General features: G+C 73.3%; 15 protein-coding genes. 4 read left to right on the forward strand and 11 right to left on the reverse strand.

Annotated elements, in window-relative coordinates; genetic code table 11:
- Window positions 1-158: 158 nt before the first annotated feature.
- The 4 genes from ACIPPM_RS28220 to infC all read right to left on the reverse strand — a co-directional run bounded on the left by ACIPPM_RS28220 (window position 159) and on the right by infC (window position 2,684).
- A complete protein-coding gene (locus tag ACIPPM_RS28220) occupies window positions 159-1,019 on the reverse strand; it encodes a TrmH family RNA methyltransferase (protein ID WP_401452811.1) in 861 nt (286 codons plus the stop codon).
- 179 nt (window positions 1,020-1,198) lie between these two features.
- The gene (gene rplT / locus ACIPPM_RS28225; RefSeq protein WP_103845028.1) at window positions 1,199-1,582 is read right to left on the reverse strand and encodes a 50S ribosomal protein L20; all 384 of its coding nucleotides are present in this window, start codon (window positions 1,580-1,582) and stop codon (window positions 1,199-1,201) included.
- A 109-nt stretch (window positions 1,583-1,691) separates the two neighbouring features.
- Window positions 1,692-1,886 (reverse strand): 50S ribosomal protein L35, encoded by a 195-nt coding sequence (gene rpmI, locus ACIPPM_RS28230; protein WP_006374321.1) that lies wholly within the window; start codon window positions 1,884-1,886, stop codon window positions 1,692-1,694.
- Between the two features lie 108 nt (window positions 1,887-1,994).
- Window positions 1,995-2,684: a translation initiation factor IF-3 gene (gene infC / locus ACIPPM_RS28235; RefSeq protein ID WP_401453114.1), complete on the reverse strand. Its 690-nt coding sequence runs from the start codon at window positions 2,682-2,684 to the stop codon at window positions 1,995-1,997.
- A 389-nt stretch (window positions 2,685-3,073) separates the two neighbouring features.
- Between infC and ACIPPM_RS28240 the strand changes: the two genes are divergently transcribed.
- The gene (locus tag ACIPPM_RS28240) at window positions 3,074-3,430 is read left to right on the forward strand and encodes a DUF1844 domain-containing protein (RefSeq protein ID WP_389004727.1); all 357 of its coding nucleotides are present in this window, start codon (window positions 3,074-3,076) and stop codon (window positions 3,428-3,430) included.
- A 3-nt stretch (window positions 3,431-3,433) separates the two neighbouring features.
- Here ACIPPM_RS28240 and ACIPPM_RS28245 read toward each other — a convergent pair whose 3' ends face one another.
- Window positions 3,434-4,165, reverse strand: coding sequence for an SseB family protein (locus ACIPPM_RS28245; RefSeq protein WP_401452814.1), 732 nt, complete (start codon window positions 4,163-4,165; stop codon window positions 3,434-3,436).
- Between the two features lie 51 nt (window positions 4,166-4,216).
- On the opposite strand from ACIPPM_RS28245, the gene ACIPPM_RS28250 reads away from it, so the two are divergent.
- The gene (locus tag ACIPPM_RS28250; RefSeq protein ID WP_401452816.1) at window positions 4,217-4,927 is read left to right on the forward strand and encodes a serine hydrolase; all 711 of its coding nucleotides are present in this window, start codon (window positions 4,217-4,219) and stop codon (window positions 4,925-4,927) included.
- 15 nt (window positions 4,928-4,942) lie between these two features.
- Here ACIPPM_RS28250 and mycP read toward each other — a convergent pair whose 3' ends face one another.
- The gene (gene mycP / locus ACIPPM_RS28255) at window positions 4,943-6,112 is read right to left on the reverse strand and encodes a type VII secretion-associated serine protease mycosin (protein ID WP_401452817.1); all 1,170 of its coding nucleotides are present in this window, start codon (window positions 6,110-6,112) and stop codon (window positions 4,943-4,945) included.
- The gene (locus ACIPPM_RS28260; protein WP_401452819.1) at window positions 6,109-7,296 is read right to left on the reverse strand and encodes a hypothetical protein; all 1,188 of its coding nucleotides are present in this window, start codon (window positions 7,294-7,296) and stop codon (window positions 6,109-6,111) included. Before ACIPPM_RS28260 ends, mycP begins: the two co-directional genes overlap by 4 nt.
- A gap of 273 nt (window positions 7,297-7,569) precedes the next feature.
- Here ACIPPM_RS28260 and ACIPPM_RS28265 point away from each other — a divergent pair, with 273 nt between their 5' ends.
- Window positions 7,570-8,772: an amino acid deaminase/aldolase gene (locus ACIPPM_RS28265; protein WP_401452821.1), complete on the forward strand. Its 1,203-nt coding sequence runs from the start codon at window positions 7,570-7,572 to the stop codon at window positions 8,770-8,772.
- 7 nt (window positions 8,773-8,779) lie between these two features.
- Here the strand turns inward: ACIPPM_RS28265 and ACIPPM_RS28270 are convergent, their stop codons facing one another.
- The 4 genes from ACIPPM_RS28270 to ACIPPM_RS28285 form a co-directional block, all read right to left on the reverse strand.
- Window positions 8,780-10,021 carry a haloacid dehalogenase-like hydrolase gene (locus ACIPPM_RS28270; protein WP_401452823.1) on the reverse strand — a complete coding sequence of 414 codons (1,242 nt, stop codon included), beginning with the start codon at window positions 10,019-10,021 and terminating at the stop codon, window positions 8,780-8,782.
- Window positions 10,022-10,072: 51 nt separating this feature from the next.
- The gene (locus ACIPPM_RS28275) at window positions 10,073-10,861 is read right to left on the reverse strand and encodes a 3-oxoacyl-ACP reductase (protein ID WP_401452825.1); all 789 of its coding nucleotides are present in this window, start codon (window positions 10,859-10,861) and stop codon (window positions 10,073-10,075) included.
- The gene (locus tag ACIPPM_RS28280; RefSeq protein WP_401452827.1) at window positions 10,862-12,232 is read right to left on the reverse strand and encodes an aldehyde dehydrogenase family protein; all 1,371 of its coding nucleotides are present in this window, start codon (window positions 12,230-12,232) and stop codon (window positions 10,862-10,864) included. It abuts the gene before it with no gap.
- Window positions 12,233-12,338: 106 nt separating this feature from the next.
- Window positions 12,339-13,697: a glutamine synthetase family protein gene (locus ACIPPM_RS28285; protein WP_401452829.1), complete on the reverse strand. Its 1,359-nt coding sequence runs from the start codon at window positions 13,695-13,697 to the stop codon at window positions 12,339-12,341.
- Window positions 13,698-13,807: 110 nt separating this feature from the next.
- Between ACIPPM_RS28285 and ACIPPM_RS28290 the strand changes: the two genes are divergently transcribed.
- The gene (locus tag ACIPPM_RS28290; RefSeq protein ID WP_401452831.1) at window positions 13,808-14,545 is read left to right on the forward strand and encodes a FadR/GntR family transcriptional regulator; all 738 of its coding nucleotides are present in this window, start codon (window positions 13,808-13,810) and stop codon (window positions 14,543-14,545) included.
- The last annotated feature ends 26 nt before the right edge of the window (window positions 14,546-14,571 follow it).

Raw genomic sequence — 14,571 nt, forward strand, 5'->3', positions numbered from 1 at the left:
CCCGCCTGCGGGGCGACGCCATGCACGCACTCCCGCCGCACCGGGCGCGGACCCACGTACGTCCAGTACGACGGCCCACGCCCGGCACGCCGGGAGCACGCACCTGACGCCGCCCCGCCCGCCCTCGCGGGCGGACGCCGGGAATTTGACGGCAGGACCTAGTTCGGCGTGCCGGAACGGCAGCCTCCGGGGGCGCGCTGGGCGCGGGCCGACGCGTACAGGCATACGGCTGCGGCGGTGGCGAGGTTCAGGCTCTCGGCCTTGCCGTGGATGGGGACGCTGACGACGGCGTCGGCGAGGGCGCGGGTCTCCTCCGGCAGCCCCCATGCCTCGTTGCCGAACACCCAGGCGGTGGGGTCGCCCATGGCGCCCTTGTCCAGCTCCGCGTCGAGGTCGCGGTCCCCCGCGCCGTCGGCGGCGAGGATGCGCACCCCGGCGTCCTTCAGCCCCCGCACGGCCTGCTCGACGGGCACGCCCATGGCGACGGGCAGATGGAACAGGGAGCCCACGGAGGCGCGTACGGCCTTGGGGTTGTACAGGTCGACGGAGGCGTCGGTGAGGATCACCGCGTCGGCACCGGCGGCATCCGCGCAGCGCAGGACGGTGCCCGCGTTGCCGGGGTCGCGGACGTGCGCGAGGACGGCGACGAGCTTGGGGCGGGCGGCGAGGATGTCCTCGAACGGGGTGTCCAGGAACCGGCAGACCCCGACGACACCCTGCGGGGTGACGGTGGTGGAGATGTCGGCGATGACGTCCTCGTCGGCGAGGTGCACGCGGGCGCCCGCGGCGCGGGCCTGCTCGATGATGTCGGCGTACCGCTCGGCGGCCTCGACGGTGGCGAACAGCTCCACCAGCGTCGGCTCTCCCCCGGCCCGGTGCCCGGCGGCCTCCCGCACGGCCTGCGGCCCCTCCGCGAGGAACAGCCGCTCCTTCCCCCGGAAGTTCCGCCTCCCGAGCCGCCGCGCGGCACTCACCCGCGCAGACCGGGGAGAGATCAACTCAGGGTTGCCGGAGCCCATAGTCCTCATCACTTCGACAGAGATCCCAACGTTAAGCGAGGGTTTTCAGGGGCGCGGGGAACTGCGCGACCAGCCACGACGGAGCCGCACCCGACCACACACCGCCAGCCCCAACAGCAGGACCCGCAAGCCAAAAGCCTGCGGGTCCTGAAGTCAACCGGCTCAAGGCCAGCGCAGCGTCACGCGGCCTTCGGCGCGTTGACGTCCGCGGGGAGCGCCTTCTGAGCGACCTCGACGAGCGCGGCGAACGCACCGGCGTCGTTGACGGCCAGCTCGGCCAGGATCTTGCGGTCGACCTCGATGTTCGCGGCCTTCAGACCCTGGATGAAGCGGTTGTAGGTGATGCCGTTGGCGCGGGCAGCGGCGTTGATGCGCTGGATCCACAGCTGACGGAAGTCGCCCTTGCGCTTCTTGCGGTCGTTGTAGTTGTAGACCAGGGAGTGGGTGACCTGCTCCTTGGCCTTGCGGTACAGGCGCGAGCGCTGACCACGGTAGCCGGAGGCCTGCTCGAGGATCGCCCGGCGCTTCTTGTGGGCGTTGACTGCCCGCTTGACGCGTGCCACTTGTTTAACTCCTTGTAGCGGGGCCGCGGAGTGGACTCAGACTCACACGACCCGGAAATGATGGGGTCCCGGTGAAGACGTACGACGCTCGGTGCGAGCGCCGCTCACGTCACTTGCCGAGAAGCTTCTTGATCTTCGCGGCGTCGCCCGGAGCCATCTCGGCGGTGCCGGTGAGGCGGCGCGTCACGCGGGACGACTTGTGCTCGAGCAGGTGGCGCTTGCCGGCGCGCTCGCGGAGCACCTTGCCGGAGCCGGTGATCTTGAAGCGCTTGCTGGCACCGCTGTGCGACTTGTTCTTCGGCATAGCGCCGTATCTCCTCGTCGGTGGCGCTCCGGTGCCCGGTCGTGAAACCGGGCACGGTGGAGCGTCGCTCTCTTATCGGTTAATTCCCCGGGACTCGCGTCCCTGGGATCACGCCTCGGCGGAAGCCTCGGCAGGGGCCTCGGTGTTCGCGGCCTCGGGGGCCTCGACACCCTCGGCCTCGAGGTCCTCGGCGCTGTCCGCGGCGTTCTGCGAGCGGCCGGGGTTGGCCTTCGCGTCGGCCTTGCGGGCCTCCTGCGCCTGGCGGGCCTCGGCCATCGCCTCGGTCTTCTTCTTGTGCGGACCGAGGACCATGATCATGTTTCGGCCGTCCTGCTTCGGGTTCGACTCGACGAAACCGAGGTCCTGGACGTCCTCCGCGAGGCGCTGAAGCAGTCGGTAGCCCAGCTCGGGGCGGGACTGCTCACGGCCACGGAACATGATCGTGATCTTGACCTTGTCGCCCTGCTTGAGGAACCGGACGACGTGACCCTTCTTGGTGTCGTAGTCGTGCGGGTCGATCTTCGGCCGGAGCTTCATCTCCTTGATGACCGTGTGCGCCTGGTTCTTGCGCGCCTCACGGGCCTTCATGGCCGACTCGTACTTGAACTTCCCGTAGTCCATGAGCTTGCACACGGGCGGACGGGCGGTCGCCGCGACCTCGACCAGGTCCAGGTCGTACTCCTGCGCAAGCTCCAGTGCCTTGGCCAGGGGGACGATGCCCACCTGCTCGCCACTGGGGCCGACAAGTCGCACCTCGGGAACGCGAATCCGGTCGTTGATGCGGGGCTCGGCGCTGATGGATCCTCCTCGGTAGCACCACGCGACGGTCTGGCGGACAGCCGCGTAACGTCTGTATCAGTAAGACCTAACCGCGCCGAAGCACAAAAAATGCCCCGGACGATCACATGCGGGGCTCCTCGAACTACCGGAACACCGCCGCGATGGCCGCGGGGCGCGCTCTCGGACGGGGTCCGCAGCCGTGGGCGGCGGAAATCCGTCTGACCGGTGACCCGCCACCCGTGAGGGTGGTCGGGTGGGAGCTCGAAGCCTCCACTTGTGGGCCGGAGCGCTCGCCGCAGGGCGTGCTCGTCCGGCCGGTCGTCACACAAGGTTAGCAGCTCCGGGGAGGAAGGGCTAACCGGGGCCGCCGGGCGCCCGGCCGGGGACCGGCGCCTATCGTGTGGGGTATGAGTGAGACCTCCCCTGAGACGCCCGACTTCGACGCCATGACCCGCGACATCGCCGAGGTCCCCGCCGTCGAGGTGATCGTGACGGTCGCCGTCAACCTGATGAGCGCCGCCGCCGTGAAGCTCGGGCTGAGCGAGGAGGGCGAGAAGTACAAGGACCTGGACGAGGCCCGCAAGCTGATCACCGCGCTCGCCGGTCTGCTCGACGCGAGCACCACCGAGATCAGCTCCTTCCACGCGGCTCCGCTGCGCGACGGCCTGAAGTCGCTCCAGCTGGCCTTCCGCGAGGCGTCCCTCGTCCCGGACGAGCCGGGCCACGGCCCCGGTGAGAAGTACACCGGGGCGATCTACGGCTAGCCGTCAGTCACGCACGTACAGGGGCTCGCCCGGAGGGGTGGTCCCGGCCGGCAGGAGTGCCAGGTCGAGGCCGCGCACCAGGCGGGCCCTCAGTGTCTCGTCGGCGGCCAGCCGCTCGGCGACGGCGCGGGCGGCCGGGGCGGGCGGTGCGGCGGGGTCGAGGACGAGCGCGAGGGTGCCGTCGGCCGATCCGGGGCCGAGATGCGCGGAGCGCACGGCGGGCTCGGCGGCGACGGCCGCGCGGACGGCGGCCACCACGGCCGGGTCGGTGAGCGGATCGACGCTGGTGCGGCCCTCGGCCAGCGCGAGCAGTGCCGCACCGGTCAGCTCGAACGGCACGGGCCCGGCGAGGTCGAGTACGACCGTGTCGGCCTTCTCGTGGGCGGCGGCCTGGAGGGCCTGGTGCAGCGGTACGGCGACCGGCCGGGCGGCGGGGTCCCAGCGGGCCAGCGACGCGGTGGAGGTGAAAGCGGGCAGCGCGGTGCGCCCGGCCGCCTTCAGCGTGGGAACGGCCATGTCACTGGTCTTCTCCCGGCGCAGGCCGTTCTCATCCACCTCGACCTCCCCGAGCACGGCGACCACGGGCACGAGCAGCCGGGCGCCCTTGAGCGCCTCCAGCACGGGCCCGAGCGCCGTCCGGTCCTCGGCCCAGGCCGCGAGCGCGGCGGTCAGCCGGGGGTCGGCGGTGCCGTCGTCGTCGGAGAACCCGGAGTCGGGAATGTTCTTGTTCGCCACGGTCCCGACCCTATCGGGGCCGGTACGGGCCCACGCCGACGGGAGGCACCGGTGGCGGAGCTGAGCATGGCGGTGCCGGAGGGCGTCCGGCTGTCGGTGGGGGTGCTCGATCCGGGCTCCGGGCGGAGCGCGGTGTACGGCGACGGCGTCCACGACACGGCGAGCGTCGTCAAGGTCGGCATCCTGGCCGCGCTGCTGCTCCGGGCCCAGGACGCGGGCCGGACGCTGACGGCGGCGGAGCGGGAGCGGGCCGCGGACATGATCAGGCGCAGCGACAACGGCTCCGCGACCGCCCTGTGGCACGCGATCGGCGGCGCCTCCGGTCTGGACACGGCCCACCACCGCCTGGGCCTGACCGCGACGGTGGGCGGTGCGCACGGCTACTGGGGCCTGACCCGCACCACGGCCCGGGACCAACTGACCCTGCTGCAGCACGTGTTCGGGCCCTCCCCCGTGCTGGACGCGGCCTCGCGGGCGTACCTGGTCCAGCTGATGGGCTCGGTGGTGCCGGAGCAACGGTGGGGCATCTCGGCGGCGGGGCCCGGTGCGCCGGAGAACGGCTGTGCGCGGAAGGACGGCTGTGCGCTGAAGAACGGCTGGTTCCCGCGCGACGCGACCGGCCGCTGGGTCGTGCACAGCGTCGGCCGGGTGTCCGGCCCCGACGGCGACCGGCTGCTGGCGGTCCTCACCGAGGGCACGGCGAGCCACGCGGAGGGGGTCGCGCTGGTGGAGTCGGCGGCCCGGGCGGCGGTACGGGCGTAGGTCGACCCGGTGTGATCAGCCGGTCGTGCCGGGCCTGCGGTCGCGCCAGACCACGACGACGGCCGCGATGAGCAGGGCGGTGCCGGTGCCACCCGCCAGCCAGGCCGCCCAGCCGGTGGTGCCGGAGTCGGAGCCGGGGCTGTCGGGGCCGGGGCCGAAGTACTTCTCGCCGTAGGCGGCCGGGCGCGGGTTCTCGGGCTTCAGCCGGGCCGCGGACCTGAGGGCGGCGGCCGGGTCGATCATGCCGAAGCCGCGGGAGTCGTCGCGGCCGCCCGTGGGGGCGTCCCGCGCGGTGTCCTCCAGCACCTTCTTGACCTGCGCCGGGGTCAGCTTCGGCCGGTCGGCCTTGAGCAGGGCGGCGGCGCCGGAGACGAAGGCGGAGGCGGCGGAGGTGCCCCAGCCCTCGTAGTAGCGGTGGTCGGGGTCGGCGATGACGACGTCCACGCCGGGCGCGCTGACGGCGGCGTACCAGCGGCGGGTGGAGAAGGAGGCGCGGGTGCCGTAGCGGTCGACCGCAGTGACGGCGATGACGCCGGGGTAGGCGGCCGGGTAGGAGACGTGGTCGCCCTTGTCGCCGCCGTTGCCCGCCGAGGCGACCACGACGACGCCCTTGCCGAGGGCGTACTGCACGGCCTCGTCCTCGCTGGGCTCGGGGTGCGCGGAGTCGGAGTCGTCGCCGAGGGAGAGGTTGATGACGTCGGCGCCGTGGTCGGCGGCCCAGCGGATGCCGTCGGCGAGGGCGTTGCCGCGGGTGACGCGGGCCTTGGCGCGGGCGGTGTCCTTGTCCTCCAGGATGACCCGGACGGGGAGGATCTTCGCCTTGGGCGCGACGCCCATGATCCCGGAGCCGTCGCCGGGGCCGTGCCCGTGACCGGCGATGATCCCGGCCATGGCGGTGCCGTGCCGGGCCCAGGCGCGGTCACCGGGTCCGGCGCCGAAGCCCACCATGTCCTTGCCCGGCAGGACGTTGCCCGCGAGGTCGGGGTGGTCGTCCTCCACGCCGGTGTCCAGCACGGCGACGGTGACGCCCTGCCCCTGGGTGGTGCGCCACGCCTCGTCGAGGTGGAGCGCGGACAGCCCCCACTGCTGGGCACGGATGGAGTCGGCGTGGGCGGTGGTGGCCGGGAGCAGGGCGAGCCCGGCCGCGAGCAGCAGGCTCGACGCGGTGCGGGTACGGCGCCTCATGAGGGTTTCTCCGTGGCCGGGCTGACGGTCTGGCGGAGCTTGCGCTGGATGCGGTCGGCGAGTCCCTGGGCCTCGTTGCCGAGTCCGGCCTGCGCGGGTGCGGAGGTGGCGCCGGAGCGCACGGCGTCCGGGGCGGGCTGCGGGGTGTCGACGGTGCGGCCGTCGGCCCAGCCGGAGACGGCGAAGGCGACGATGGGGGCGTCGGTGAGGACGTTGACCGTCCAGCTCGCCCGCTGCTTCGCGCCGAACCCGGCGGCGGGGGTGCCCTTGGCGGCGTACGGCAGGGGCAGCAGGTCGGTGCGGCGGTCCAGGCGCTCGGTGCGGAAGCGGGCGGCGAGCCCGGCCATGGCGGCGGGGTCGGCCTTGGTGAACAGCAGGCCGACGGTGGTGACATGGGTCTGGGTGGCGTCGGTGTAGGTGGCGCGCAGTAGGCGGGCGCAGCCCACGGGGGCGAGGGCGCGCGCCAGCAGCGGGTCGAAGGCTCCCGCGCAGCCGGTGTCGGGGGCCACCGCGATCCGGTTCCAGCTGCGGTCGGCTCCGCCGGGTCCGGCGCCGGTGCCCTGGACGGTGGGCGGGAAGAGCTGGTCGACGGGCACGTTGTGCCAGAGCGCCCCGGCGGCGGCGAACCCGCTGTCGGCGCCGTGTCCGCCGTCCTCCCCGGTGAGCCAACTCCCGGCCAGGGCGCCGCCGATGAGGCCGAGGCCGAGGACGACGCAGACGGCGGCGACACCGGTGCGGCTGCGCAGCCGGGCCAGCGGGCCGAGGCCGCGTACGGGTTCCTCGTACGGCTCGGGCTGTCCGAACGCGCCGACCGGCCAGGGGGCGTTCCAGGAGAGGGAGGGGTCGGGCGCGGGGACCGGGCTCCAGGCGGGCGGGGGCGGCACCGGTACGGGCGGTTCGGGGTCGGCCGGTACGGGCCGGAGCCGGGTGGTGGTCTCCGTCGGCGTCTCGGCCGGGGTGCGGGTCGGCGGGGCGTCGGGGAAGCGGGCGGAGGCCGGCGGGGGCGGCGGGGGTGTGGTGATCCGGGCCTCGGGGACCGGCGGCCGGGTCTCCCGGGGCCGTTCGAGGGGGCGGCGCGGGGCGAACACCGAGGGCTCGTCCTCGACCGGGGGTCGCGGCTCGGCGGGTGCGGGGTCGTCGGTGGGGCGCGGAGGGAACGGGGCGCGGCGCGCTTCCGTGCTCATGCACCCCCCGTTTCCTGGCGACCGGGCCGACTTCTCGTACGCGGGCCGTCCGGTGTGGCGGCCGCGGCCCGTCGGACGAGTTCCGTCCGGGCACGCATACCCGTACGGCTGGACCGGCATCCCGGTTCAGCACCGCGGCCGGGTGTTTTCCGCCGTACGTGCGCGTCACTTTACGGGCTTCGGGCGGGCGGGACGGACCCGGTCCGCGCCGTCGGGGCATCTGCCCGGAACATCCCCCTACCCCGCGGTTATCGCGTCTGGCAGGCTGCCGTCATGACTGCGCGTGCCGCCGACCGGGCCCGGTACGACCGGGCCACCGCCGCCTACGACGCCCCGCTCGCCCTCGTGGATCTGGCCGCCTTCGACGCCAACGCGGCCGATCTGGTGCGCCGGGCGAACGGCAAGCCGATCCGGGTCGCCTCCAAGTCCGTGCGCTGCCGGGCCCTGCTGGAACGGGTGCTGGCGCGGGAGGGCTTCGCCGGGATCATGTCGTTCACGCTGGCCGAGTCGCTGTGGCTGGCGCGCTCGGGCTTCGACGACGTGCTGCTGGCCTACCCGTCCGCCGACCGTGCCGGGTATGCCGAGCTGGCCGCCGATCCCAAGCTGGCCACCTCGGTCACGGTGATGGTGGACGACGTGGCCCAGCTGGACCTGATCGACGCCTCGCGTGCGGGTGGGCGTGAAGTGGTGCAAGTCTGCCTGGAGTTGGACACCTCGCTGCGTCTGTTCGGCGGCCGGGTCCGCGTGGGCGCCCGCCGTTCCCCGCTGCACTCCCCCGCCCAACTGGCCGAGCTGGCCCGGTCGGTGGCGCGGCGGCCCGGCTTCACGCTGGTGGGCCTGATGGGGTACGAGGGTCATGTGGCGGGCGTGGGCGACGCGTTGGCCGGGCGTCCGGTGCGCTCCCGTGCGATCCGGCTGATGCAGGCGGCGGCCCGGCGCGAGCTGGCCGAGCGGCGCGGGGCGGCCGTACGGGCGGTGCGGGCGGTGGCGCCGGAGCTGGAGTTCGTGAACGGCGGCGGCACCGGGAGTGTGCAGCACACGGCGGCCGAGGACGCGGTGACGGAGATCGCGGCCGGTTCGGGGCTGTACGTGCCCCGGCTGTTCGACAACTACACGTCGTTCACGGGCCGTCCGGCCGCCCTGTTCGCGCTGCCCGTGGTCCGGCGTCCGGGGGTGGGCGCGGTGACGGTGCTGGGCGGCGGCTATCCGGCGTCGGGTGCGGCGGGCCCGGACCGGCTGCCGGTGCCGTACCTCCCGGAGGGGCTGCGGTTCGACCCGCAGGAGGGCGCCGGGGAGGTGCAGACCCCGCTGCTGGGCTCGCCCGCCGACGATCTGCTGATCGGCGACAAGGTGTGGTTCCGGCACGCCAAGGCGGGCGAGCTGTGCGAGCGGTTCGACGTGCTGCACCTGGTGGAGGGGGACACGGTCACGGCGACCGTGCCCACCTACCGGGGCGAGGGGCACACGTTCCTGTGACGGGCCCTCAGTAGACCGTGTCCGCCTGGTCCGGCACCACCGAGCCGTCCGGGCGGAGCAGCGGGGTGTGGCCGCCGTCCGGGGCGTTGTAGGCGGTGGTGGAGCAGGGGTACGGGTCGGTCTTGCGGGGCAGCGGCTCGATGAACATCGGGTTGATCACCCAGCGGCCGTCCGCGTCGTCGTAGGCCCGGCACATCAGCTCGGCCTTGTTGCGGTTGAGGACCAGGTGGGCGCCGGTGGCGTCGGAGACGAAGGTGACGTCGGTGTCCGCGTCGCCGCCGCCGACCGCGATCCGCTGCTTCCACGACTGCTTCTGCCAGGCGGCGGGGCCGTGGATGCCGTAGATGTCCTGGTTGATCCAGCACCGCTTGCCGTCGATGTACGGGATGACCTCGCCCTTGTTCACCCCGATCCCGCCGCAGCCCTCGTTGCGGGTGGTGATACGGCCGCGGTGGTCGAGGACGGAGCGGATGGCGATGGTGTGCGCGGCGTCGACGCCGACCCCGCGCGACCAGACCTCGGTGACCGGTTCGGACCCGGCCGAGACGATGTACACCCGGAATCCGGCCCGCTGGAGGGTGCGGATGAGGTCGCGCTGCTGGTCGTAGTAGCGGACGTAGGCGGGGACGGTGTGGGTGCCCAGGGTGCGGGTGGCGCCGACGGGCGCGGCGAGCGCCTCGGTGCGGGCGGCGGCCGCGTACGAGGAGAGCTGGGCCGGGGTGCGGCCCGCGAAGAGCTGGGGCACCCAGGCGTACTGCGGGACGGTGCGCCGGTGGTTCCAGGTGCCCGCGAAGGCGGCGGCGCCGCTCATCGTGGTGCCCTTCTCCCGGATCTCCACGATCTCGTCGGTGCACGCGGGCCGGTCCGAGGTGCGCAGGGAGCCGCCCGCACCGGTGCCGCAGGCGGCGGTGAGCGCCCGGTCCCCGGCGTCGGTCATCCAGGCGCTGGTGTCCTTCCAGCGGGCGGGCCGGGGCAGCGCGTCGTGCCGCAGGGCCCAGGAGAGGGTGGCGTCGGTGACGTCGTTCTTGGTGATCGTGTTGTCCCAGTCGAACGCGGCGACCGCGCCGCGGTGTCCGGAACAGGTGCCGCGGGCGTCGATGACCTGTTGCAGGTGGGCGCGGTTGTCGCCGTACCAACGGGTGCTCAACTTGGGGCACTTGGTGTCGGATGCCGCCGCGGTGGGGGCGAGGGCGGGGGCGGCCGCGAGGGCGGCGGCCGCGGCGAGGGACCAGGCGAGTAGCTGTCGCATGGGACGGGGACCGTACACCTTTCGTCGGGAGGGGGGCGGGGTACGCGCCGACTAGAGCGGGGTGACGTAGGCGCCGGAGATGCCGCCGTCGACCAGGAAGTCGGTGGCGTTGACGAAGGAGGCGTCGTCGCTGGCGAGGAAGGCGACGGCGGCGGCGATCTCGTCGGCCCGCGCGAACCGGCCCAGCGGGATGTGCACCAGGCGGCGGGCGGCCCGCTCGGGGTCGGTGGCGAACAGTTCCTGGAGCAACGGGGTGTCGACCGGGCCGGGGCACAGCGCGTTGACCCGGATGCCCTCGCGGGCGAACTGCACCCCGAGTTCCCGGGACATGGCGAGCACCCCGCCCTTGGACGCGGTGTAGGAGATCTGGGAGGTGGCCGCGCCCATCCGGGCCACGAAGGACGCGGTGTTGATGATGGAACCCCGGCCCTGGCGCCGCATGTAGGGCAGCGCGGCCTTGCAGCACAGGTAGACGGAGGTCAGGTTGACCTCCTGCACCCGCTTCCACGCCTCCAGGCCGGTGTCCAGGATGGAGTCGTCGTCGGGCGGGGAGATACCGGCGTTGTTGAAGGCGATGTCGACGCTGCCGTAGGTGTCGTGGGCGGCCTTGAACAGCGCCTCGACCTGCTCGGGGTCGGTGACGTCGGTCTTCACGAACAGTCCGCCAACCTCCTCGGCGGCGGACTTGCCGCTGGTCTCGTCGATGTCGGCGCAGACCACGCGGGCGCCCTCGGCGGCGAGCCTGCGGACGGTGGCCAGCCCGATGCCGCTGCCGGCTCCGGTGACGACGGCGGTGCGGCCGACCAGGCGGCGGCAGACGGGAGTTTCGGTCTCGGTCACTTAAGCGGGCCCCTCCGTGCTGAGGAAGACGTTCTTGGTCTCGGTGAAGGCGGTCAGGGCGTCCGGGCCGAGTTCGCGGCCGAGTCCGGACTGCTTGAAGCCGCCGAACGGGGTCCAGTAGCGGACGCTGGAGTGCGAGTTGACGGACAGATTGCCCGCGCGGACGGCCCCGGAGACGCGTAGGGCGCGGCCCAGGTCGCGGGTCCAGATGGAGCCGGAGAGGCCGTACGGGGTGTCGTTGGCGAGCCGGATCGCGTCCCGCTCGTCGTCGAAGGGCAGCAGGACGGCGACGGGCCCGAAGATCTCTTCGACGGCGGCCGGGGAGTCGGGGGCCGCGTCGGTGAGCACGGTCGGCGGGAACCAGAAGCCGGGTCCGTCCGGGGCGGTGCCGCGCAGGGCGGGGGCATGGTCGGGGACGTGGGAGCGGACGCGGTCCAGTTGGGCGCGGGAGATCAGTGGGCCCATCTGCGTCTTCTCGTCGGCCGGGTCGCCGACGACCACGGCGGCGAGGGCGTCGGCGAGGAAGGCCCGGGCCTCGTCGTAGACCTCGCGCTGGACCAGGACGCGGGTGCGGGCGCAGCAGTCCTGGCCGGCGTTGTCGAGGAAGGAGAAGGGGTCGAGGGCGGCCTTGAGATCGGCGTCGGCGAAGACGATGTTGGGGCTCTTGCCGCCGAGTTCGAGGGTGACCGGCTTGAGCTGCCGGGCACAGCGCTCCATGACCTCGTGTCCGGTGCGGGTCGACCCGGTGAACACGATCTTGGCGATGTCCGGGTGGTCGACCAGGGCGCGTCCGGCGATGTGGCCGTACCCCGGCAGCACCTGGAAGAGATGCTCGGGCAGGCCCGCCTCCAGGGCGAGTTCGGCGAGGCGGAGCGCGGTGAGCGGGGTGGTCTCGGCGGGCTTGAGGACGACGGCGTTGCCCGCGGCGAGCGCCGGGAAGGAGCCCCAGGCGGCGATGGGCATCGGGAAGTTCCAGGGGGCGATGACGCCCACCACGCCGAGGGGTTCGTGGAAGGTGACGTTCCAGCCGCCGGGCACCGGGATCTGACTGCCGAGGAGGCGCTCGGCACCGCCCGCCGCGTAGAGCAGCAGATCGCGGGCGTTGCCTGCCTCCCAGCGGGCGTTGCCGAGGGTGTGGCCCGCCTCCCGGACCTCCAGCAGGGCCAGTTCCTCGATGTGGGCGTCGACGGTGTCGGCGAAGCGGCGCAGCAGGCGGGCGCGGTCGGCGGGGGCGAGCGCGGCCCAGGCGCGCTGTGCGGGGACGGCGCGGGCGACGGCGGCGGCCACGTCTTCGGCGCTCGCGGCGGGGACGGTGGCGAGGGTCTCCTCGGTGGCCGGGTCGACCACCTGGAGCTCGTGCGGGTCCGTCAAGGAGGTGTCACCTTTCAGGGGCGTTCACAGGTGTGCGCGGGTTCACGGGTGTGCACAGCCGACGGCCTGTTCGCGGGTTCACGGCCGTTCACAGCCGACGGCCTGTTCACAGGCGTTCGAAGGACCGCCGCAGTTCCCAGTCGGTGACGGCGGCGTCGAAGGCGGCCAGTTCGACGCGCGCCATGTTGGCGTAGTGGGCGACGACGTCCTCGCCGAAGGCGGCCTTGGCGATGGGGCTGGTCTCCCAGAGCTGGGCGGCCTCGCGCAGCGTCGTCGGCACGTGCTCGTAGTCGGCGGTGTAGGCGTTCCCCTCGCAGGCATCGGGCAGTTCGAGCCGCTGCTCGACGCCGTACAGTCCGGCGGCGACGAGTCCGGCGACCGCGAGGTACGGGTTGACGTCACCTCCGGGGAGCCGGTTCTCGAAGCGCAGTGAGGGGCCGTGGCCGACGACGCGCAACGCGCAGGTGCGGTTGTCGTGGCCCCAGGCGACGGCGGTGGGCGCGAAGGAGCCGGGCTGGAAGCGCTTGTAGGAGTTGATGTTGGGCGCGTACAGCAGCGAGAAGTCGCGCAGCGCGGCGAGCTGTCCGGCCAGGAAGTACCGCATCACCTCGGACATGCCGTCGCCGTCGGCCATCGCGCTGCGGCCGTCCTCGTCGGCGAGCGAGAGGTGGATGTGGCAGGAGTTGCCCTCCTTCTCGTTGAACTTCGCCATGAAGGTGAGCGCCATCCCCTCCTGGCTGGCGATCTCCTTGGCGCCCGTCTTGTACACCGCGTGCTGGTCGCAGGTGCGCAGGGCGTCGGTGTAGCGGAAGGCGATCTCGTGCTGGCCGGGGTTGCACTCCCCCTTGGCGGACTCGACGGTGAGGCCCGCGCCCGCCATCTCGTTGCGCAGCCGCCGCAGCAGCGGCTCGACACGGCCGGTGCCGAGGATGGAGTAGTCGATGTTGTACTGGTTGGCCGGGGTCAGTCCCCGGTACCCGGTGTCCCAGGCGTGCTCGTAGCTGTCCCGGAAGACGATGAACTCCAGCTCGGTACCGGCCTGGGCGGTGTATCCCAGCCCGGCGAGCCGCTCCAGCTGGCGGCGCAGGATCTGGCGCGGGGCGGCGGTGACCGGGGTGCCGTCCTCCCAGGCGAGGTCGGCCATGAGCAGGGCGGTGCCGGGGTGCCAGGGCAGGCGGCGCAGGGTGGCGGTGTCGGGGCGCATGGCGAAGTCGCCGTAGCCCCGGTCCCAGGAGGACATCTCGTAGCCGTCGACGGTGTTCATCTCGGTGTCGACCGCGAGGAGGTAGTTGCAGCCCTCGGTGCCGTGGTCGAGTACCTCGTCGAGGAAGAAGCGGGCGGCGAACCGCTTGCCCTGGAGCCGCCCCTGCATGTCGGTGAAGGCGAGCACGACGGTGTCGATGTCACCACCGGCGACAAGGGCCCGCAGTTCCTCGACGCTGAGCGGGGGTGTGCGGTCTGCCACGGGAGGGCCTCCTTGGGCATGCTGCGCGCGGTGCGGCCGGAGCCTTAAGGTACGGCCGGGAGCCATAAGGTATGGCGGGGGACCATTGCTTGGGAAGGGGGCGCGACCGGATGACGGGAAGGACGGGCGCGCACGAGGGGGGCGACCGCCTCGGGGCGGTGCTGCGGCCGGTGCGGGCGGGCAACGGCTTCGAGGAGGCGCTGGAGCAGATCCTCCAGGTGGTCCGGCTGGGCCTCGTACCGGACGGTGAACGGCTGCCCGCCGAGCGGGAGTTGGCGGAGCGGCTGGGCATCAGCCGGGTGACGCTGCGCGAGGTGCTGCGGGTGCTGCACGACCAGGGGCTGGTGGAGTCGCGGCGCGGGCGGTACGGCGGCACGTTCGTGCTGCGGCGCGCGGACGGCGTCGGCGAGGACGAGCTGCGGCGCCGGACGGCCGGGGTCGACATCGAGGACGTGCTGCGCTTCCGAGAGGTGCTGGAGGTGGGCGCGGCCGGGCTGTGCGCGGCGCACGGGCTGGCCGGGGAGGGCGTCGTACGGCTGCGGCGGGCGCTGGACCACACGCGGGACGCGCCGCTCGCGGACTACCGGCGCCGGGACACCCTGCTGCATCTGACGCTGGCCGGGCTGTGCGGCTCGCCGTCGCTGGCCGGGCAGTACGCGGCGGTCCGGGCGGGCGTCAACGACCTGCTGGACTGCATCCCGCTGCTGGTACGGAACCTGGAGCACTCCCAGCGGCAGCACAGCGCGCTGGTGGAGGCGGTGCTCGACCGGGACGCGGAGGCGGCGCGGGAGATCGCGCGCGAGCACTGCGCGGGCACCGCGGCACTCCTGCGGGGCTTCCTCGCCTGACCCCGGCTCTGCAAAGGTATGGTCGA

The organism is Streptomyces sp. NPDC090119 (genome assembly GCF_044747085.1).
Taxonomy (GTDB): Bacteria; Actinomycetota; Actinomycetes; order Streptomycetales; family Streptomycetaceae; genus Streptomyces.